19 protein-coding genes are annotated in these 19,327 nt (G+C 73.1%); 4 read left to right on the forward strand and 15 right to left on the reverse strand.

The window, feature by feature from the left end; translation table 11 throughout:
* Nucleotides 1-2 precede the first annotated feature (2 nt).
* The 9 genes from VFW71_13850 to VFW71_13890 are packed head-to-tail and all read right to left on the reverse strand — an operon-like array spanning nt 3 to nt 8,413.
* Nucleotides 3-365 (reverse strand): LysM domain-containing protein, encoded by a 363-nt coding sequence (locus VFW71_13850; GenBank protein ID HEU5003840.1) that lies wholly within the window; start codon nt 363-365, stop codon nt 3-5.
* On the reverse strand, nt 365-1,000 hold the full coding sequence (locus VFW71_13855; protein ID HEU5003841.1) for a hypothetical protein: 636 nt from the start codon (nt 998-1,000) through the stop codon (nt 365-367). The genes VFW71_13850 and VFW71_13855 overlap by 1 nt, the downstream gene beginning before the upstream one ends.
* A complete protein-coding gene (locus VFW71_13860) occupies nt 1,000-1,308 on the reverse strand; it encodes a hypothetical protein (GenBank protein HEU5003842.1) in 309 nt (102 codons plus the stop codon). Before VFW71_13860 ends, VFW71_13855 begins: the two co-directional genes overlap by 1 nt.
* Nucleotides 1,305-3,287, reverse strand: coding sequence for an ATP-binding protein (locus VFW71_13865; GenBank protein ID HEU5003843.1), 1,983 nt, complete (start codon nt 3,285-3,287; stop codon nt 1,305-1,307). The genes VFW71_13860 and VFW71_13865 overlap by 4 nt, the downstream gene beginning before the upstream one ends.
* Entirely contained in the window at nt 3,284-4,534 is a 1,251-nt protein-coding gene (locus VFW71_13870) for a DUF4255 domain-containing protein (protein HEU5003844.1), read from the reverse strand. The genes VFW71_13865 and VFW71_13870 overlap by 4 nt, the downstream gene beginning before the upstream one ends.
* Nucleotides 4,531-5,196 carry a hypothetical protein gene (locus VFW71_13875; GenBank protein ID HEU5003845.1) on the reverse strand — a complete coding sequence of 222 codons (666 nt, stop codon included), beginning with the start codon at nt 5,194-5,196 and terminating at the stop codon, nt 4,531-4,533. Before VFW71_13875 ends, VFW71_13870 begins: the two co-directional genes overlap by 4 nt.
* On the reverse strand, nt 5,193-5,912 hold the full coding sequence (locus VFW71_13880) for a hypothetical protein (protein HEU5003846.1): 720 nt from the start codon (nt 5,910-5,912) through the stop codon (nt 5,193-5,195). Before VFW71_13880 ends, VFW71_13875 begins: the two co-directional genes overlap by 4 nt.
* Before the next feature lie 2 nt (nt 5,913-5,914).
* Nucleotides 5,915-6,445 (reverse strand): phage tail protein, encoded by a 531-nt coding sequence (locus VFW71_13885; protein HEU5003847.1) that lies wholly within the window; start codon nt 6,443-6,445, stop codon nt 5,915-5,917.
* 24 nt (nt 6,446-6,469) lie between these two features.
* Nucleotides 6,470-8,413: a phage tail sheath C-terminal domain-containing protein gene (locus VFW71_13890; GenBank protein HEU5003848.1), complete on the reverse strand. Its 1,944-nt coding sequence runs from the start codon at nt 8,411-8,413 to the stop codon at nt 6,470-6,472.
* 192 nt (nt 8,414-8,605) lie between these two features.
* Here VFW71_13890 and VFW71_13895 point away from each other — a divergent pair, with 192 nt between their 5' ends.
* Entirely contained in the window at nt 8,606-10,759 is a 2,154-nt protein-coding gene (locus VFW71_13895; GenBank protein ID HEU5003849.1) for a DUF4157 domain-containing protein, read from the forward strand.
* A 142-nt stretch (nt 10,760-10,901) separates the two neighbouring features.
* On the opposite strand, the gene VFW71_13900 is transcribed toward VFW71_13895, so the two are convergent.
* From VFW71_13900 to greA, 6 genes are all read right to left on the reverse strand, one after another.
* The gene (locus VFW71_13900; protein HEU5003850.1) at nt 10,902-11,123 is read right to left on the reverse strand and encodes a hypothetical protein; all 222 of its coding nucleotides are present in this window, start codon (nt 11,121-11,123) and stop codon (nt 10,902-10,904) included.
* A gap of 26 nt (nt 11,124-11,149) precedes the next feature.
* Nucleotides 11,150-11,920 (reverse strand): BTAD domain-containing putative transcriptional regulator, encoded by a 771-nt coding sequence (locus tag VFW71_13905; protein ID HEU5003851.1) that lies wholly within the window; start codon nt 11,918-11,920, stop codon nt 11,150-11,152.
* Nucleotides 11,921-12,108: 188 nt separating this feature from the next.
* The gene (locus tag VFW71_13910; GenBank protein ID HEU5003852.1) at nt 12,109-12,447 is read right to left on the reverse strand and encodes a DUF4190 domain-containing protein; all 339 of its coding nucleotides are present in this window, start codon (nt 12,445-12,447) and stop codon (nt 12,109-12,111) included.
* Between the two features lie 9 nt (nt 12,448-12,456).
* A complete protein-coding gene (locus tag VFW71_13915; GenBank protein ID HEU5003853.1) occupies nt 12,457-12,951 on the reverse strand; it encodes a nitroreductase family deazaflavin-dependent oxidoreductase in 495 nt (164 codons plus the stop codon).
* Nucleotides 12,948-13,631, reverse strand: coding sequence for a phosphoribosylanthranilate isomerase (locus VFW71_13920; protein HEU5003854.1), 684 nt, complete (start codon nt 13,629-13,631; stop codon nt 12,948-12,950). The genes VFW71_13915 and VFW71_13920 overlap by 4 nt, the downstream gene beginning before the upstream one ends.
* Nucleotides 13,628-14,110, reverse strand: coding sequence for a transcription elongation factor GreA (gene greA, locus VFW71_13925; GenBank protein HEU5003855.1), 483 nt, complete (start codon nt 14,108-14,110; stop codon nt 13,628-13,630). Before greA ends, VFW71_13920 begins: the two co-directional genes overlap by 4 nt.
* A 293-nt stretch (nt 14,111-14,403) precedes the next feature.
* Here greA and VFW71_13930 point away from each other — a divergent pair, with 293 nt between their 5' ends.
* The 3 genes from VFW71_13930 to VFW71_13940 all read left to right on the forward strand — a co-directional run bounded on the left by VFW71_13930 (nt 14,404) and on the right by VFW71_13940 (nt 19,233).
* Nucleotides 14,404-15,723, forward strand: coding sequence for an amidase (locus VFW71_13930; protein ID HEU5003856.1), 1,320 nt, complete (start codon nt 14,404-14,406; stop codon nt 15,721-15,723).
* Nucleotides 15,724-15,815: 92 nt separating this feature from the next.
* The gene (locus VFW71_13935; protein HEU5003857.1) at nt 15,816-17,540 is read left to right on the forward strand and encodes an FAD-dependent oxidoreductase; all 1,725 of its coding nucleotides are present in this window, start codon (nt 15,816-15,818) and stop codon (nt 17,538-17,540) included.
* Between the two features lies 1 nt (nt 17,541).
* Entirely contained in the window at nt 17,542-19,233 is a 1,692-nt protein-coding gene (locus VFW71_13940; protein HEU5003858.1) for a thiamine pyrophosphate-binding protein, read from the forward strand.
* The last annotated feature ends 94 nt before the right edge of the window (nt 19,234-19,327 follow it).

Here is a 19,327-nt window from a genome sequence, read left to right on the forward strand (position 1 = left end):
GCTCAGCCCCCGGCCGGCGCGCCGGGGACCCCGGCGGGCAGCGTGACGACGATGAAGGCGCCCGGCACCCCGGTCAGGTCACTGGGCTCCAGGGCCAGGTTGGCGTCGCACAGCTGCCAGTAGGACAGCGGGTTGCCCACCAGGGTGGCGGCAACCACGTCCACCCGGTCGCCCTCCCGCACCCGGTAGCGCTGCAGGACAGCGAAGGCTCCGGGGGCCGCGATGAAGCGCCGGGAGACGTAGCTGACCGGCGTGCCGTCCGGGGCGGCCAGCGTGCGGATGGGCAGGCCCACATAGCGGCTCTCCGGGCCGAAGGCCTGCTGGGTGACCGCCCCCGCCGCCAAGAGCTGCTGGAGCAGGTCCATCAGGACATCACCCCGGTGATCCCGAAGGCGGACAGCGATCCCGCCGGGGCGCTGGCCGCCAGCTTCTCCTTGCGCTGCTGGTAGGTGAGGTAGATGCTCCCCGCCACCGACGAGAAGTCGATGTCGTCGATGGTCAGCACCCGCAGCCCCAGGCTGACCTTCGCCCGGATCGGGTTGAGCCGGGAGTCGAACATCTCCTCGGTGACCGAGAACTCGGTGATCTTCACCGGCACGATGCGCTCCTTGCTCCACACGAACAGCGTGAGCGGGGCGTCCATCGGGACGATCTCCAGGGTCCCCGCCTGTGCCCGGGCGTTGGCCTGCTGGAGTTGGGTGCTGGTGGGGTAGATCACCGTCTCCAGAGCCGCCAGCTGGGGCTGGATGCCCGACGCCGTGGCCAGCGCGTCGCCCGCGTCCAGCTGGTCGGTGGCGTCCAGCGAGGCCTCCAGTTTGAAGGTCTCGATGGGCGGTCCCTTGAGGCGCATCTGGTCCACGTGCGGCCCGCTCTCGGGGCCGATGCCCTGCACCTGCAGCGTGCGCGTGAGGGTCTCGGGGTTGTACTGCAACGGGATCACCCGGCGCACCGCCCCGGTGGCGTAGTCCACCAGCACGATGCCGCCCTTGAGGAGGGGCATCAGCGCCGCCCTTCACGGATTGCCGTTGGTGCCGACGGGCGTCCCTGGGGGCCGGCGGTGGGGAGTGCCCGGCGGATGGCCTGCGCCGCGGCCCGCCCCACCGACGCGGGCGACGCGTCGTGTGCGACGCGGATCGTGCCGCCGTCCAGATCGCCGGCTGCCGCCCGTACCGGGGGCCGCCAGCCGGCCAGGGCTGCGGCCAGCTCGGCGCCCAGGGCCTCGGACACGGCGCCGGCGCTGGAGGCCGGGAAGCCGTGCAGGACCAGCTCGCCGATCTCCACCTGGACCGGGGGGTGCGGGCCGCTCATCGCCAGCCCCCGATCTCCGCTTCGCTGAGCGGGCGCTCCAGCTTGGCGTACTCGGCCACCGTGGCGTGCAGCACCTCGCCCATCCCCACCGGCACGCCGGTGGCCGCCGCCCGGAAGGCCGCCTGCAGGGCGATGGAGCGGATGGTGCCCCCGGCCACCGACAGCCGGGCCAGCCGGTCGAGGTCCAGGCCCTGGGTCGGGGTCTGCACCGGGAACGCCCGGGCCCAGATGCGGCCCCGCTCGGCGGGTCCCGGGAACGGGAAGCTGACCACGAAGCGGAGGCGGCGCAGGAATGCCTGGTCCAGCGCCTGGCGCATGTTGGTGGTGAGGAGCGCCAGGCCCCGGTACGACTCCATCGCCTGCAGCAGGTAGCTGATCTCCACATTGGCGTAGCGGTCGTGGCTGTCGCGCACCTCGCTGCGCTTGCCGAACAGGGCATCGGCCTCGTCGAAGAGCAGGACCGCCCCGCTCCCCCGGGCGGCCGAAAAGATGCGGCGCAGGTTCTTCTCGGTCTCGCCGATGTACTTGCTCACCACCTGGCTGAGATCGATCCGGTACAAGTCGAGCTCCAGCGTGTTCGCCAGCACCTCGGCGGCCAACGTCTTGCCGGTGCCGCTCGGGCCGGCGAACAGGGCGTTGATCCCGAGGCCGCGCTGGGAGGGGCCGGCCATTCCCCACTGCTCGTAGACCTGGGTGCGGTGGCGGGCCTGGGCGGCGATGTCCTGCAGCAGGTCCAGCTGCTCGGCGGCCAGCACCAGGTCGTCGAAGCAGGCAGTGGTCTCCAGGCGCTCGGCGAGGTCGTCGAGCCCGCCCCGGGCGCTCCGCCGGCAGGCGGCCCACACCCGCTGCGCCGGGTCGTCCCCGGCCTCGCTGCCGCGCCCGTTTCCAGGCTGGGCCCCGAGCGCCCGGCCGGCCGCCGCCTCGATCCGGCAGGGGTCGAGGTCGAAGTGCGCCACCACCCGGTCCAGGGCCCCGTTCAACGAAGCGAAGGCGGCGTCGCCGGCCAGCGCCGCACCCCAGAGTGCCCGCTGTTCGGTGGCCGTGGCTGCCGGGGCGTCGATGACCGCCACCGGGCGCCCCCCGCCAACGGTGGCGTCGCCCCCGCTGACCGCGGCCGGGACGGTGAGGCGGGCGAGGAAGCTCTCGGTCGCCGCCCGGGATGGGGCATCCCCAGCCTCCACCAGCAGGGCCGCCGGGCGGAGCAGCGCCTCCCGTTCCCAGAGCCGCACGAGCTCCTCGCGCTCGCCGGCACCCGGGGGCACGTCGGCGGTGGCCAAGGCGTAGGCGTCCCACCCGAGCCGGGCGCACGCCTGGGCGAACACCGCCCGGCTGGCCTCGAGGCGGCCGCACAGGCAGGCGAGGCGGGGAGGAAGGCCTCCGGCTCCGGTGGCTCCTGGCCCTCCGGCTCCGGTCTTTTCTGGCGCTCCGCCTGCGGCTCCGCTGTCAGGCAGCCACGCCGCGCACAGCGCGTCGACCGCACCCTTGGCGCTGGGCAACGGGGTCCCGGGTTCCAACAACCGGAGGGACGGCGCCAGGCGGGGGTCGAGGCCCCCGGCCCCCACGAGCGCGTGGAGCAGCCATTCGTCGATCCGGAGGGCGGCTGTGGTCAGCGACCCGGGCCCCAGCTCCACCAAGCGCCAGTGGCGCAGCGCCCCCCAGGGCGCCAGCGCGCTCCAGTGGGGCTCGGCCAGCGCGGCCAGGGCCAAACCGAAGGTCGGAACCGGGCGGGCGGCGTCGCCCTGCGCCCGGGCCAGCGCCTCCCCGAAGGACCCGTCCAGCTCCACCGCCGCGGTGAGCACCAGGATTGCGCGCTCGAAGTGCGTCAGCCCGAACTGCTCGCACACCAGGTCGAGGGCCGCGGAGGTGCCGGCCGGGCCCTCGCCCACTTGGCCGTCAAGCCGCTGGCGGATCCAGGCCACCTCGGCCATGAGGCCGCGCTGGTTCGCCGCCAGCCAGGTCTCGCTGTTCGGCGCTCTCACAGGGTCACCTGGGGGGGGTTGGCCGGGTCAGGCACGCTCTCGGCGCCATCCACCCGGACCCGGACCCAGTACGCCCCCGGCCGGGTGGTGAAGGTGGTGAAGGTCGCCGAGTTGCCGGCGATCTGCGCCGGCACGGCATCGAAGGTGAACGACAGCGGGGATTGGCCCGCGGGCGGCGCCACCTCGTTCAGCAGGAGCTGGACCTTCTGGGTGCTGGCGAGCGCCGGATCGAGCTGCACCTTGACCGTGCCCCCGGCCCCGGGTGACACCAGGTAGGTCCCGGGCGGGCTCTGGCGGATCACCGGCTGCAGGTAGAACAGGGCGACGTTGGAGTCCACGATGGTGCGGGCGGGCTCGGACTGCACCACCACCACCTGCTGGACCGCCCGGAGCGTGTTGATCCCGGCTGGGAGTCCGGCGGGCAGGGGCACGGAGACCGAACTCCCGCCTGGGGCGAGCGGGGTGGGCACCTGGGGGGCGGCGGGCGCGGCGTCGAAGACCACGGACACCGTGTCGCCCGCCAGGTTGGAGCCCGTGAGCGTCAGCTTGGCGGTAGGCGACCAGGGCACGAACAGCGGCGCCACGGCGTCGACCACCGGGCGCTGCAGGGGGATGACCACCAGGTTCCGGGTCTGGACCGGCAGCGCGGACGGCACCGGGGCGGTGCTCTGGATGAGGACAACGGTGGCCTGGTACCCGGCCGAGGGGCGGAACTTGCCGCCGAAGGCCGTCCAGAGCTTGGAGAGGTCCTCGGTGGTGAGCGGCTCGGGCGTGATCTTGATCATCTCCACCTGGTCGGCGAGGTCCGCCGTGGCCATGGCCTGGTCCAGCGTCGTGAGCCCGGGCGCGCTGAAGACGTTGGTGATCTGCTGGCGGTAGAGGAAGGGGGTCTCGTGCAGGGCCTGCATGCCGAGGCCGAGCAGGAGTTGGGGCACGTACTCGGCCTCGCCGTAGGCGATGAGCAGGTAGTGCAGGTCGAGGGCCAGTGGCGGCCGGTCGGTGCTGTCGCCCGCCGCGGTGCGTGACGGCAGCCCCACCTCGCGCCAGCCCGGATTGTGGGTCACGTGGTACAAGAACAGGGCGAGCTGGCCGGCCTCGCTGGCCCCGGTCTCCAGCTGGTCGGGCGGGCGCGTGGTCAGGTAGGGCGGCGCCCCCAGGACCCCGGCGATGCCCGCCGCCTGGATGGTCTGGTCGATGACCGCGCTCATCACCCTCGTGGTGGCGGCGATGGCCAGCGCCGTGCTCACCGCCGGAGGCCCCGTTCCCGGGCCAGGAGGTGGTCGGCCAGCGACGGCCCGGCGGTGGGGGCCTGCCGGGCAGGGAGCACGCCGACCGGCGGCGGCGCAGCATGCACCGCCCGCACCTCGACCCGGCCGATCCGCACGACGACGGGCGGTGGATCGCCTTGGTGGCCAGGTGCCGGATGCGCGGTCTGCCCGGCTTCGGCGGGAGCCCCCGGGGAGCCGGGCGGCGGGGCGGGAACCGGGGCCGTCGATGCCGGCACCGTCCGCGTCCAGGGCGCAGCGGGCCGCGGCAGGCGCTCGTCGGGCCATCCCGGCGGGGGCCACGCCCCGGCTCCGTCGTTGGCGACAGGCTCGCCGGCGCTCTGGGCCGCGGGCGCCCGGTACTGGGCAGGAAGATCCGCTGCCGGCGGCACGCGCCGGGGGGTCGCCGGCCAGCGTGCCGGGGAGCGCAGCGCTTCGGACGGCTCCGGCGTGCGGGGGGCCTGCCCCGCCACCGGGGGCCGGCCCGGCTCGGGCACCGCCGGGGCCTCGGCCATGGTCTCGGCTTCCCCGAACGCCAAGGCGCCCGGGCCATCGGGTTCGAACCGGGAGAGCGTCGCCGGCAACAGGAGGGGCGCCGTGCCGAGGGTCCGGGCTGCGAGGGCGTCCAGGTAGCCGGTCCTCACGACGCCAGCTCCAGGTAGAACCCCCGGCGTGCCGGGCTGAGCGCCAGGATCTCCGCCTCGCTCCAGCCGTAGCGCCGGGCGAGGGCATCGACCTCCCGCAGGAGGCGCCCGGCCAGCACCTCGAGCTCCCGCCAGAAGAAGGCGGCAACGTCCATCTCCAGCGACCAGGCCTCGGCGCAGTCCGGGCAGGTGAGCGCCACGACCCCGGCGGACAGCTCCGCCCGCCGGTCCAGCTCGGCCTCCAGGGCTTCCAGCAGGGCCTCGCCGGGCTCTCCGGCGCCGGCGCAGCCGCGCACCAGGACCGCGCGGGCCTGCTCGATGCTGGCGCAGGCGGCAGCCGCCGCCAGATCGCGGCTGGTGGGCAGGCGCACGGCGAAGCACCGGGCGTCCACCTCGACCGCAAAACCCTCCTCGGCCTCGACGTCGCCGTCGACGCGGGCCTCCCCTGTACGGTGCTCCGGGAGGGCCAGCGCCACGTCCACCCCGCAGCCGCACGCCGGGCAGGCCGCGTACCCATCCCAGCGGGGGCCGAAGAGGCTGGCCCGGTAGGCGGCCAGGGCGGCGTCCCGGCGCTCCAGGGGCCAACCGGCCAGCTCGGCCCGCGGGGCACCGCAGCACCCGGCCAGGACGGTGAGTGCCCGGTCCACCGGGTGCTCGTCCCGGCCCCGCTCCCAGATGGCCACAACCGCCTCGGCGGTCGGGGGGGCAACAGCCATCGCTACTGGGTGACCGGGACGGCGAGGGTGGGCTCGGTGGGCTCGGTCACCGACAAGTCGCGCTCCCAGCCCTCGCACTCCAGCTTGAGGTGCTGGATGGCCACGGCGTTGGCGTTGGCGTCGAAGTCGGGCAGCGCCTGGTATTCCGAGGGCCAGCAGCGGTAGATCTTGTAGGAGATCGCCTTCTGCCCAGCCTCGTTGAAGACATCGAGGATGATGTCCTTACGGAAGTCCTTGAGGGACACCTCAGAGCCGAAGCCTGCCCCCAGGCTCCAGACCTTGTCCGCCCAGACCTCGAAGTCGGTGTCGTGGGTGACCCCCCGCTCGAGCGTAATGGCGTCGTACTCGGTGCGGCCCGGCGACTTCCGGGTGGTGCTGGGGTCGCCGCCCTCCCGGTGCTTGACCACCTCGGTGGTCCGCTTCAGCATCGAGCACTTGCTGACCCCGGCGACGTACTTGCCGTCCCACTTCAGCCGGAACTTGAAGTTCTTGTAGGGGTCGTAGCGTGTCGTGTTGACGGTGAACTCGGTCATGGATGGCTCCTTTGGGTCGCGCCTCTAGGTGGGGATCTGGCCGGCGATCTGCTGGATCTGGATGACGACGAATTCCGCCGGCTTGAGCGGCGCGAATCCCACGACGATGTTGACCCGGCCCAGGTTGATGTCGGTCTGGGTGGTGGTCTCGCCATCGCACTTGACGAAGTAGGCCTTGGCGGGGGTGGAGCCCTGGAACGCCCCCTGCTGGAACAGACCCCGCATGAAGGCGCCGACGTTCAGGCGGATCTGCGCCCAGAGGGGCTCGTCGTTGGGCTCGAAGACCACCCACTGGGTGCCGTAGTACAGGCTGGACTCGATGTAGAGCGCCGTGCGCCGCACCGGGATGTACTTCCAGTCCGAGGTCTCCTGGTCCGCCCCCATCAGCGTGCGTGCCCCCCAGCAGACGTTGCCGTAGACCGGGAAGCTGCGCAGGCAGTTCACCGCCACCGGGTTCAGGACCCCGTTCTCGGCGTCGGTGAGCTTGGTGGCCAGCGAGACGACATTGGTCAGCAGCGCCTCCGTCCCCGCCGGCGCCTTCCAGACCCCGCGGGCGGCGTCGGTGCGGGCGTAGAGCCCGGCGATGGTGCCGGAGGAGGCGACCGCCCGGAGGCGGTAGCCGTTGAGCGGGTCGGGGATGTTCGGGCGCGGGTAGTACAGGGCCGCATAGGTGGAGCGCAGGGTGGCGTTCTGGTCGATCCACGCCTCGATGCCACCGAGGGCATCGCGGTCGGCGGCCCCGGCGGTGCCCGCCGCGCTCTGCGGCACGTCCACGATCAGGAAGGCCGACCGGCTCTGGCAGTAGGTCTCGGCCGCCGAGATCACCGCCGCGGCCTCGGTGTCGGGCCGGTTCATGGTGTCCGGGAGGCAGAGCAGGTTGAAGATGTCCACCAGGTCCAGGGCGTGCATCCCGGAGTGCGTGCCGGGATCGCCGATGAGGGAGGTGGCGTCGGGCTGGGACCCGTCGTTGCCCGGGGCGGCCGTCCCGCCCGGCAGGGCCTGGGCCCCCGCCGCCGCGGTGGCCCCCAGGGCGTAGCGCGCGACGTTGGTGTGGGCGGCGTCGTCGAGCTTGAGGTCGCCGGCCAGGACGTCGCTCAACTCCACGATGTCCGCCGGGTTGCCGGTACCGGCCAGGACCTGGAGGAACTGCTGGGTCGAGGCGCTCCCGACCACGCTGACGGTGGCGCTGGGCAGCGACACGCCGCTCGCCGCGGGGAGTGCCCGGATCTGCGACTGCAGCGACGCCGCCAGCGCTGCCAGGCTGGCCGGCGCCGTGGCGAGCGTCACCGAGCCGATCAGGGTGGCGCCCAGGGCGACTTTCATGGACGCGCCCCCCAGGGTGGTGAGGTCCACCCCCTTGATGTCTGCCGAGCTCACCGTCCCCGTCGCCGCCGGCAGGCCGGAGCCCGCCGTCGCCAGCTTGATGAGCGACGAGGAGGCGTTGACCACCGTCACCGCGTTGGCCGGGTCGTTGGCGGTGAGGTTGAGGTTGCGGTAGATCTCGGTGGCGACGACCTGTGGCGGGGTGCTGGTGTCCACCAGCATCACCGTCAGGTTGAACAGCGTCGTGGGGTCGGTGGTGGCGTAGTCGATGGCGAGGCGGAGATTCGCCCCCCAGAGCCCGGCGCTCGCCGCGGTGGCGGTGAGGACCGCGGCGCCTCCCGGCTTGTCCATGACCGCGATGGCGGCCGGCTTAGGTGACCCCCCCGCCACCCGGACCACCCAGGCGTCGCCCCCCCCGTTGGCGAAGAACTGCCGGAGCGTGTAGCCGGCCTCACTGGCGGCGACGAGGGGGCCGAAGCTGCGCTCGAGGTCGGCCACGCTCTGGACCCGGGTGGCCGTGTCCATCGGGCCCTGGGGGAAGTAGCCGACGACGGCCGTCACCGCGGTGGACACGCCCGTGATGGTGTGGACCCCGCTCGGCAGCTCCTCGACATAGACCCCCGGATAGGTTGGGGCAACGGGCATGCGGTCCCTCCTGGCCTGGGCGCCGGTGCCGGCGCCGCCTGTGCGATGGAGCGACGCTAGGCCCTCCCCGTCACGCCGCCATCACCGCCGCGTCACGGGTGGCGGGCTTGGCCGGGACGTGGGCGGGGGCCCGAGCGCCTCCCCGGCACGGTGACGCGGCCGTGACGGGGCCTCGCTTGACTCGAGGCCGGCATGGAGCGCGCCCGCACCACCTCGCCGCCCGAGGCCGCTCCCGCGCGCCGGCCGGCGGCGAAGCTCACGCTCCAGCGTGCGTTTGCCGGCGGGGCCGATCTCGCTTCCGAGGACGGGGCATCTGCGGACCTGGAGACCGGCGTCCGCGGCGTCCTCGCCGCCGGGGGCCAGCCGCTCGATCCCGCGGCCCGCAGTGCCATGGAGGCCCGTTTCGGCCACGACTTCAGCCGGGTCCGGGTCCACGCCGACCCGGCCGGGGCACGCAGCGCCCGCGCCCTCAACGCCCGGGCGTACACCGCTGGCGAGCACATCGTGTTCGCCTCGGGCACGTACGCCCCCGGGACCCTCGCCGGCGAGCGGCTCCTGGCCCACGAGCTGGCCCACGTCGTGCAGCAGCGCACCGGGCAGGTCGATGCCGGCCCCGGGCCCGGCACCGTCTGGGCCACGCACCCGGCCCATCCCACCGAGCAGGCCGCCGAGCGCATCGCCACCGAGGTGACCTCGGCCACGCCCAGCCGGCGCCCGGCGGTGCCGGTGGCTGGTGCCCCCCGGTCCGGACCCCTTGTGGTGCAGCGATTCCTGGCCGGGGACGAGGGGCACGGCGGCATCGAGGAGCCGGCTCTGGAGGCCGCCGGGTTCACCAAGGACGAGGCGAAGCTCACCTACTACGGCAACTGGCTCCGGGACTTCTCCCAGCTCCTCCATGCCGACCAGCCCGAGGGCCAGCAGGCGATCTTCGAGCTGATCCGCATCCTGGCCACCGGCGAATTCGGGCGGGCCCCCACCGACGCTGAGATCGGCCGCTACCTCCCGAGCGAGCACGTGGACAACCCGGCGGGAGGGACGAGCGCCGAGAACCCCACTGCCCCCCACCACGCCGACATGGTCAAGCAGCTGTCGCACTCCACGGATCCACTCGCCGCCGGGCAGGGAGCCTTCTTCGACAAGGAGCCCGGGCTCCTGAAGACGCTGCAGGCGCGGGCGGCGGCCTCCGGGCTGCCGGTCTACATCGAGCGGGCAAAGGAGCACGCCAAGGAGAAGATCGCCGAGGCGGTGGCCAAGGGCCGCACTGAGGCCGGGATGCGAGCGCTGGGCAACGCCCTGCACCAGGTGGAGGACTACTTTGCCCACTCGAATTTCGCCGAGGTGGCCCTGGCCTCGCTGGTGGCCACCAAGGCCCTGCCGGCGGGCAACCGCCTGGTGGAGGCGACCCACCACTACCCGGGGGTCGATCCGGCGAAGGTCGGCACAGACCCCTTCGGGCGGCCCCAGATCGTCACCGGCACGTCGATCGAAGGAGCGGGCGACGTCGTCGGCCGCTGGGAGGTCATCAAGACCGAGCTGCGCAGCGGCGAGCTGACGAAGATCTTCCTGCGCGGGCTCTGGATCCGCTACCACTGGAAGCTGCCCCTGGTGCTGGCGAAGGCAGCCGTCGAGGGTGCCTGGGGCGCCGGCAAGGCAGCCGGCGGCTTCGCCGGCAAGTGGGTCGGGCGGGTCCTGGGGGGTGCAGTCGGGGCCCTCGGCGGGCTGCTCGGCGGCGCGGCCGGCGGGGCGGTGGCGGGCTTCACATCCGGGCACGGGTTCTTCGGCAAGCTGGGCGGCGCCCTGCGCGGGCTCTTCGGCGGGGCGGCGCGCGGGGCGGCGAGCGGCGCCCGGTCGGGGTTCGAGACCGGCGGGAAGGTCGGCGAGGCCGTGGGTGGCGTCGCCGGCGGCGTGGCCGGGCTGGTCGGGCTCCCGCTTGCCCTGGCGGCCACCGCGTCGTTCCTGTTCGACCACGCCGCGGCTGTGCTGCTCCTGGGCGCCCCGGTCCTCTACGCCATCGACAAGGCGGTGCAGGCCATTGCGGGGTCGCAGATCAAGGCCAACGCCAAGAAGACCATTCCCGAGGCCCGGGCGAAGGGGGTCCCGCTACCCACCCACTCGCAGATCGCCAAGGACGACCCCGACCACCCCCTGCACGCCGCGGCTGCCGCCCTGGCCTCGGCGGCGGACACCGAGATCGGCAGGGCGATGCTGGCGGCCTGGGCGCCCGGGGCGCCACCCAAAGCGAAGCAGGCGCCGGTGGACCTCGTCGACCGCTTCCTCAGCCACCCCGACACCCAGCGCTGGTGGGTACCGGTGCTCACGGCGGCCGCGACGAAGAAGAAGCCGTAGGGCCGGCAAATTCGCCCACGCCGCACGCCGGGCAGTTCGCCCTTAGCTTTTGTGCCGCTCTGAGCAGGATTATCCTGTTTATTCATGCACAAAAAAGCGTCCCGGGAGGAAATGGATTGGTTGGGCTGCCCTGGCTCGCGGCTCAGGGGGGGTCGCCAGCGGCGAGGAACGCCGCCGCCCAGCGCCGCACCTCGGCCAGGAGGGCCTCCATCGAGGACGCCGCCGCGGTTTCCTCGGCCTCGGAGTCCACGTTGAGCTTCACGGTCAGCCGGGCGCGCAGCCCCGCAGGCATCTCGCGGCCCTGCCACAGCCGGATGATGATCAAGCCGGTCCGGAGATCGGGGTCCGGGAACACATTGGTCACCCTGACCCCGCCCCGTCACCGCCGCGTCACGTGGCGGGCAGGCCCACCAGACCGGCGAACTGCGCCGAGGGGTCGCAGCCCAGCTCCTCCCGGCACAGGGTGTGGTAGAGCCGGAACTGGTGCAGTGCGTCGCTGCGGTTGCCCTCGGCCAGGAAGGCCTGGGCCAGCACGCGGTGGGCGCTCTCCCGCAGGGGATCTGCCGCCACGGCGGCGTGACCCGCCTCGACGGCTGGGCCGAAGCGCCCCTGGGCCGTGAGCGAGCGGCACAGCGCTTCCAGGGCATGGAGGCGGAGCTGGTTGAAGCGCTCCCGCTCGATGATGGCCCACTCGTCGTACCACCCGGGGAGCAGCTGCCCCGAGAGGGCCTGCCAGTTGCGCCGCTCCTCGGCCGGGTCGCCCGGGCGGGCATCCGCCTCGTCCCAGCCGATCAGGCGGTGGGCCCGACAGATGGCGAGGTGGAGGTCGACGGCGGCGTCCGGGGCCAGCGCCAGGGTCTGGGGCGTCGCCCGCACAAGAGCGCACCCCGGGAGGCCCAGCCGCCACAGGGCCGAGCGCAGGCTGGCACCGGCCCGCTCCTCGGCGCTCTCCGCCCACAGGGTGCCCGCGACCTGGACCCGGGAGACCGGATCGCGGTGCAGGGCGAGGTAGGCGACCACCCGCTGGGCGGACGCCGGCAGCCCGACCGCGTCGGCGCCCACCCTCACCTCGAAGCAGCCCAGGAGGCGCACCGTGATGCGGGCCGGCGCGGTGCCGGGTGCGGCGACACGGTCGCCGCGTAGTTGGTCCATCGTCCGCATGAGCCCGCCCTCCGCCCGAGGCACCGGCTTGCCAGGTTCCGCAGGTCCGAGCCTGCCACGAGGCGGCCTTCCAAAAAAAGGGTGCTAGCACCACCATTTGAACCGTTTTGAGGGGTGCTCGGGCGAGCGGCGTGCGCCTCTACGGATCCCTGATGAAGGCAGACCGCGGGGTGGGCCGGGCGCCGGTGTCAGTGGATGTTGTAGGCGATGAACGTGTAGATGTTCACTGCGAGGCCCACCCAGCCGATCAGGATCCCCAGCCAGGCCACCTTCAGCCCGGTCTGCACGCCGCCGGAGCGCAGGATGCTCCGCTTCGCCGCGTAGCCCAGGATCAGCGCCAGGATAGCCCCCACCGGGTACAAGATGACGAAGTTGGCGATGCCGCAGCCGACCGCTCCCAGCGCCGACCAGCTGAGGCCGGGCCGGGGCGCATCATGCTCGAGGCTGGCACCGGGGTGATAGCGCGGGTCGTCCGGGTCGAGGGCCACGCTGGCCTCCTCCGGGATTTCTTCCTGCTTCCGAGCCATACCGGCAGTCTACTGGGCGTCCGAAGGCTGCTCGGAAGCCGGCCGGTCGAGCGTGATCTCAATCACCTTCGGCTCATGGGCCATCGCCAGGACTGACAGCGTGTGGACCTTGTTCCCCATGCGCTCCAGCACGGCTCCCGGGTCCCCGTCGGCCAGCACCCGTACCCGGCCCTGGTACGACCGCCCGGCGAGCCAGATCCGCACGTGTCCCGCCGCCCGGGCATTGCGCACCCAGTCGGCGTGGCGGCCGTGCTCGGCCACGACCAGCAGCCGGTCCTCCGCCACCTTCAGGCACCCCATCGGCGTGAGCCGGCGGCGCCCCGACTTCCGCCCGAAGGTCTCCATCACCAGGGCGCTCTCCGGGCCGTAGGGCGGGAACGGCAGGCCGAGGCGCAACATGCCCACCGCCGCCTTGTTGAGGCTCCGCCCGGCGACCCACTGCACCGAGCGCTGGACCCTGGGCCGGAGCACGTCGATACTGGGGCGGCTGAGCGGCCCGGTCACCCCGGCGCCTCCACCGGCAGCACCGCGTCGGCCGCCCGGACCGCATGGAGGAAGGCCCGCACCAGGGCGGGGTCCTTCACCCCGGGTGCCCCCTCGACACCGCCGGAGACGTCCACCCCCCAGGGCCGGACCTCCCGGACCAGATCCCCGACGGTCGACGGCGTCAGGCCCCCGGCGACGATGACCCGCTCCGGGCGGGGGCCGGCCATCCACGCAGCGAGCCACCTGGCCGGGACCGGCCCGTGGCGCTCGGTGGGATGCCGGGGGTCCTTGGAGTCCACCATCACGGCGTCGATGCCCTCGGCCATGGCCAGCGGGTGGCCGGCGCCCCCGGGATCGACCCGCACCGCCTGCACGATGAAGGCGTGCGGCCGGGCCGCCCGGACCTCGGCCACCAGGCCATCCGGGACGTCGCCGTGGAGCTGGACGCCCTGCAGGCAGACGGCCTCGATGGCATCCAGCACCTCGGCGGCGGTCGCGTCGACGAACACCCCCACCGTGGCCACGGAGGGATGGACGTGACGGGCGATGGCAGCCGCCGCCGGCAGGTCGATGCGCCGCGGGCTGGCAGCCAAGACGAAGCCGAGGGCGTTGGCCCCGGCCCGCACCGCCGCCTGGGCGTCCTCGGGGCGCGTGATGCCGCAGATCTTGACGAACGTGGCTCCGGGGCTGGAGGTCAGCGTGGCCGCAGCCCCATGACCTGGACGGAGAAGTGCCCCCCCGGGGCCTGTACCTCGGCGGTGTCGCCCACCTTCTTGCCCAGCAGCGCAGCCCCGAGCGGCGAGGACGACGTGATGGTCCGCAGGCCGGCCACCCGCTCCTCGGGAGTGGACGCCAGGAGGTACTCCTCGACGTCCTCGCCCTCCTCCTGGATGCTCACGATGAGCCCCGGGCCGGCGGCGTCGGTGCCGGTGGGGGCCTCCTGGACGATGGCGTGTTTGATCATGTGCTGCAGCTGGCGGATGCGGGCCTCCATCAGGGCCTGCTCGTCCCGGGCGGCGTCGTAGTCGGCGTTCTCCCGGAGGTCGCCGAACTCCCGGGCGCGCTGGAGCCGCACGCTCATGGCGGCCCGGCCGTCGCTGGTGAGCTGGAGGAGCTCGGTCTCCCAGCGCTGCAGGGTCTCGGGGCTGACGACCATCGCCTCAGACGGCACGCTCATCCGCTCTTTTTAGCACGAGTCGGCGGAAGGAATGTCTCCGTTGTAGGCGGGCTCCGGGGCAGATGCGCCTCGCCGTGCTGGCCGCCTGCCTCGTGGCCGCCCTGACGGCGTGCGGATCCTCGCCGTCAGCGGTGGCGGGGCGGGGTCCAGCTATCCCCGGACCTGGGTGTCAATGGCCAGGGCCTGGGCGTGAGGGACTCCGAAACCGGGAGCCATACTGCCCCCATGCCCGAGCTCCGGCCCCCACGTCCCCGCCCACGTCCCCGCCCATGCCTTCCCACATGCCTTCCCACATGACCCTCACCGAGGCCCGCACGCTCCTGGCCTCCGGTGCCCTCGACCCCGCCGACCTGCTCGCCCAGTGCCGGGGCCGCATCGACGCCAGCGAGGAGCGGGTCAAGGCGTGGCTCGCTTTCGCCCCGGGCGACGCCGGGGCCGGCGCCCTCGACCCCGCCGACCGGGGCCGGCTCCCGCTCTGGGGCATCCCGCTCGGGATCAAGGACATCATCGACGTCGCCGGGCTGCCCACCACCGCCGCCTCCCGGGTCCTGGCCGGCGCCCCACCCGCAGCACGCGACGCCCCCGCCGTCCGGCGCCTGCGCGAGGCCGGGGCGCTCATCCTGGGCAAGACCAACACCCAGGAGTTCGCCTACGGCGACGTCACCCCACCCACCACCAATCCGTGGGACGCCGGCCGCATCCCGGGCGGATCCAGCGGGGGCTCGGCCGCCGCCGTCGCCGCCGGGCACTGCCTCGGGGCGCTGGGTACCGACACCGCCGGCTCGATCCGCATCCCCGCCGCCCTGTGCGCTCTGGTGGGCCTGAAACCCCGGCCGGGCATCGTGAGCTTGGAGGGGGTGATCCCCCTGGCGCCCAGCTTCGACACCGTGGGGCCGCTCGGGCGCAGCGTCGCCGACGTCACCGTGCTGTGGGAGGTGCTCTCGGGGGCCACGGTCGACCGCCCCGACGCCGGGGAGCTTACCGTCGCCGCCGCCCCGCTGGGGACCCTGCCCCCCCTGGCACCCGAGGTGGCCACCGCCTACGTGGACGCCGTGACCCGGTGCTCCCGGCTCGGCCGCTTCCTGGTGCGGGCCGACATCCCCGCCTTCGCCGACTTCGACCGCCCCCGCAGCACCGTGCTGATGTGGGAGGCGCTGCAGGTGCACCGCTCCCGGGGCTGGTGGCCCGATCGGAGGGACGCCTACACCAACGAGACCGCCGGCTACCTGCAACGGGCGGAGACGACGCTCACCGAAGCCGACGCCGACCGGGCCCGGGCGGAGTGCGCACCACTTGCCGCCCGCCTGCAGGAGGCATGCGTCGCGTGCGACGTACTCATCTGTCCCACGGTACCCAAGGAGGCTCCCACCCATGCGGAGGCCGCCCAGGTCGATCCCGGCAGCCCCCGCCGCCCGGTGGTGATGGACTTCACCCGGATCCCGGGAGCGGTCAACGTGGCCGGGCTGGCCGCCCTCACCATCCCGTTCGGGAAGGGAGAGCACGGCCTGCCCCTGGGGCTGCAGTTCATCGGGCGGGACGAAGACCGCGTCCTCGCCTTCGGCCTGGCCTTCGAGCGGGCCACCGGTGGCTCATGGGAGGGACCAGTCCCCTAGACGGGACCCCCGCAATATCCCCGAGTGGGGGGATTGCTTCCCGGCGGTATGCGTGGTCAATTTGCGGGATACCGAACCCGGAAAGGACCCGCATGGACCTGGACATCGCCGTCGTGGGCGCCGGCGTCTCGGGCGCCTACTGCGCCTGGCGCCTGCAGCAGGCGCTGGGGGCGGACGCCCGCATCGCCCTCTTCGAATACAGCGACCGCATCGGCGGCCGCCTGTACACCATCACCCTCCCCGGGCTGCCCCACGTCAAGGCCGAGGTAGGCGGGATGCGCTACATCCCGAGTCAGCACATCATGGTCGCCGACCTGGTGGGCCACCTCGGCCTGGCGACCAAGGCGTTCCCCATGGGTGCCCCGGCCCCGGTCGGCTCCAACTGCAACCTGTTCTACCTGCGGGGCCGGCACCTGCGCCTCCACGAGCTCGCCGACCCGGCCAAGGTCCCCTACAACCTGTCCTGGAACGAACGGGGGCTCGGCCCGACCAACCTGCAGGTGCAGGTGATGAACACGATCTACCCGGGCATGGCGAACCTCAGCCTGTGCGACACCATGCGGGTCCGGGCCTTCGGCAAGCCCCTGTGGCAGTGGGGCTTCTGGGACCTCATGTTCAAGGCCCTCTCCAATGAGGGCTACCAGTTCATGAAGGACGCCGGGGGCTACGACGCCAACGTGGCCAACGCCAACGCCGTCACCCAGCTCCCCGCCACCGAGTACAGCGACAGCACCGTCTTCCTCACCCTCGCCGACGGCTACGACCAGCTCCCGATCACCCTCGCAGAGCAGTTCAACCGCTCGATGGCCGGCGGGCTGCCCGGGGGCCAGCGGGTGCTCATGAACCATCGCCTGGCCACCTTGGACACCGGGCCGGCGGGCACCGACTACCGCTACACCCTGACCTTCCAGCCCACCGTCACCGAGTCGGGCGCCACCCGGCTGGCGGGCGCCGGGCCGGTGGAGGTGCGGGCCAAGAAGGTGATCCTGGCGATGCCCCGGCGCTCCCTGGAGCTCATCTCCAGCCCGCTGTTCGAGGACCCCTGGCTGAAGACCCACCTCGGCTCGGTGCTGATCCAGAGTGCCTTCAAGCTCTTCCTGGCCTACGAGAGCCCCTGGTGGAGGGCCCTCGGCCTGGTGGCGGGGCGCTCGGTCACCGATCTCCCGATCCGCCAGACCTACTACTTCGGGACCGAGGCCGAGCAGGAGGGCGGGCTGCCGTTCATGAACTCGCTGCTCATGGCCACCTACAACGACATCTCGACCGTGCCGTTCTGGAAGGGCCTGGAGCTGGGCGCCCCGTTCCGGGGGTACCGGCCGTCCTGCCTCGAAGACGGCGTCGAGGCGGTCGTCCCGGCGATGGAGTTCCCCGTCACCGATGAGATGGTGGACGTCGCCAACAAGCAGGTCGCCGCCGTGCACGCCCTGCCCGACCTGCCGATGCCCTACTCGGCGGTCTACCACTCCTGGAACGAGGACCCCTACGGCGGCGGCTGGCACGAGTGGAAGGCGGCCTACCGCCTGGACGAGGTCATGTGCCGGATGCGCCACCCGGTCGAGGGCGAGGACGTCCACATCGTGGGCGAGGCCTACTCCTTCGGGCAGGGCTGGGTCGAGGGGGCGCTGGACACCGCCGAGTCCACCCTCCAGGACTTCTTCGGCCTCGCCCGGCCCCCCTGGCTGCAACCGGGCTACGACCTCCTGCCCAACCCGTGCCCCGGGTGCGGCGACCTGGACGGCTGCATCGAGAGCTTCAACGCGGCCTCGACGCTGGCGGCGGTCACGCCCAACTGCCTGGACGCGGTCGAGGAGGGCTGACATGAACATCGCCCAGTACCTCCTCGCCCGCCTCACCGAGATCGGCATCGGGCATGTCTTCGCCGTGCCGGGCGACTACGCCGGCGCCTTCCTCGAGGCGCTCGACGCCGACCCGGGCATCCGGCGGGTGGCCACCGTCAACGAGCTGGGGGCCGGCTACGCCGCCGACGGCTACGCCCGCCTGCGGGGCGCGGGCGCCGCCTGCGTGCAGTACGGCGTAGGGGGCTTCAGCATCCTCAATGCCACCGCCGGGTCGTTCGTCGAGCGGGTGCCCGTGGTGGTGATCTCGGCCAGCCCGAGCACGGCCAACCGGCGCCTGGAGCACACCGAGGGCATCCTGTTCCACCACTCCACCGGCGACCTGCGGGCCGACCAGCTGGTCTTCGCCCACGTCACGGTGGCTTCGGAGGTTATCGCCGACGCCCAGGTCGGCCCGGCCCAGATCGATCGGGCGATGGGGGCCCTGCTGACCGAGCACCGGCCCATCTACATCGAGGTCCTGTCCGACGTCTGGACCCTGCCCTGCACCCCGCCAGCCGGCCGGCTGGCGGCACTCCCCCGGCCGAGCAGCCCGGCCTCGCTCGCCACCCTGGTCGGGGACGCCTACGCCCGCATCCGGGCCGCCCGGCTGCCGGTCCTGTGGGCCGGGATCGAGATCCAGCGCTTCGGCCTGCAGGGGCTCCTGCAGGAGCTCATCGACGCCAGCGGCCTGCCCTTCACCACCACCAGCCTGGCCAAGACCGTGCTCGACGAGTCCCAGCCGGCGTTCATCGGCACCTACGCCGGGCCGGCCTCCCCGGCCCTCACCCGGGCGGTCGTGGACGGCAGCGACTGCCCGGTGGCCCTGGGCACGATCATCACCGACGACTACCTGAACATCATGGCCGCCAGCTTCGCCGCCATGATCGAGGTGACCGACCACGAGGCCCGGATCGGCCATGCCTACTACCCGCAGGTGGCGCTGGGCGACTTCCTCGCCGGGCTCGCCGACCGCTTCCGGGCCGATGGGCCCTCGCATGTCGAGCTCCCCAGCGTCCCCGACGACCCGGACCCCGAGCCCGCCCCGGACGGGGCATTGACCTACAACGCGTTCTTCCACCAGCTGTCGGCGTTCCTCCGCCGGGAGAGCCTGCTGGAGGCGGTCACCCTCATCCTCGGCGAGAGCACCTCGCTGTACGTCTTCGGCAACCTGTTCGGGCTCCCCGCCGACCACTTCGTCGCCCAGGCCGCCTGGGGGTCGCTCGGCCACGAGACTGGCGCCGCCCTGGGCGTGGCGGTCGGCACCCGGACCCGGCCGTTCGTGGTGGCGGGCGACGGCGGCTTCCGCATGATCTGCCAGGAGCTGTCCAGCCTGGCCGCCGAGGGGTGCAATGCCGTGGTGTTCGTGCTCAGCAACGACGCCTACGCCATCGAGCAGGCCTTCGTCGACCTCAGCGCGTTCCAGCCCGGGGGCGAGTTCGCCGCCTTCGACCTCCTGCCCACCTGGGACTACGCCGCCCTCGCCCAAGCGTTCGGGGCCCAGGGCTACCGGGCCGCCACAGCGGCCGAGCTCGACGCCGTGCTGGCCGAGGTGCAGGGCCTGACCGGGGTGCCGGCCCTGGTCGAGGTGGTCATCCCGCAGAAGGACCTCGCCCCGCAGCTGAAACGGCTGGCCGAGGCGCCGCCGCCGACCAGCAAGTACGTCCAGCAATGACGTCCGGGCCGGGAGCCTGGCAGTCCAAGGCGGGCCAGGTCCCCACAGGAGGCCCCCATGCTAGCTAGTGATATCATCAGATATCCAAAGGAGG

The sequence above is a fragment of the Actinomycetota bacterium genome (genome assembly GCA_035765775.1).
In the GTDB taxonomy this organism is placed as follows: Bacteria; Actinomycetota; CADDZG01; order JAHWKV01; family JAOPZY01; genus DASTWV01.

Excerpts from the sequence above, each read along its gene's own strand:
- VFW71_13850 (HEU5003840.1), bottom strand. The coding sequence starts at position 365 with ATGGACCTGCTCCAGCAGCTCTTGGCGGCGGGGGCGGTCACCCAGCAG.
- VFW71_13855 (HEU5003841.1), bottom strand. The coding sequence starts at position 1,000 with ATGCCCCTCCTCAAGGGCGGCATCGTGCTGGTGGACTACGCCACCGGG.
- VFW71_13860 (HEU5003842.1), bottom strand. The coding sequence starts at position 1,308 with ATGAGCGGCCCGCACCCCCCGGTCCAGGTGGAGATCGGCGAGCTGGTC.
- VFW71_13880 (HEU5003846.1), bottom strand. The coding sequence starts at position 5,912 with ATGGCTGTTGCCCCCCCGACCGCCGAGGCGGTTGTGGCCATCTGGGAG.
- VFW71_13885 (HEU5003847.1), bottom strand. The coding sequence starts at position 6,445 with ATGACCGAGTTCACCGTCAACACGACACGCTACGACCCCTACAAGAAC.
- VFW71_13890 (HEU5003848.1), bottom strand. The coding sequence starts at position 8,413 with ATGCCCGTTGCCCCAACCTATCCGGGGGTCTATGTCGAGGAGCTGCCG.
- VFW71_13895 (HEU5003849.1), top strand. The coding sequence starts at position 8,606 with ATGGAGCGCGCCCGCACCACCTCGCCGCCCGAGGCCGCTCCCGCGCGC.
- VFW71_13905 (HEU5003851.1), bottom strand. The coding sequence starts at position 11,920 with ATGCGGACGATGGACCAACTACGCGGCGACCGTGTCGCCGCACCCGGC.
- VFW71_13910 (HEU5003852.1), bottom strand. The coding sequence starts at position 12,447 with ATGGCTCGGAAGCAGGAAGAAATCCCGGAGGAGGCCAGCGTGGCCCTC.
- greA (HEU5003855.1), bottom strand. The coding sequence starts at position 14,110 with ATGAGCGTGCCGTCTGAGGCGATGGTCGTCAGCCCCGAGACCCTGCAG.
- VFW71_13930 (HEU5003856.1), top strand. The coding sequence starts at position 14,404 with ATGACCCTCACCGAGGCCCGCACGCTCCTGGCCTCCGGTGCCCTCGAC.
- VFW71_13935 (HEU5003857.1), top strand. The coding sequence starts at position 15,816 with ATGGACCTGGACATCGCCGTCGTGGGCGCCGGCGTCTCGGGCGCCTAC.
- VFW71_13940 (HEU5003858.1), top strand. The coding sequence starts at position 17,542 with ATGAACATCGCCCAGTACCTCCTCGCCCGCCTCACCGAGATCGGCATC.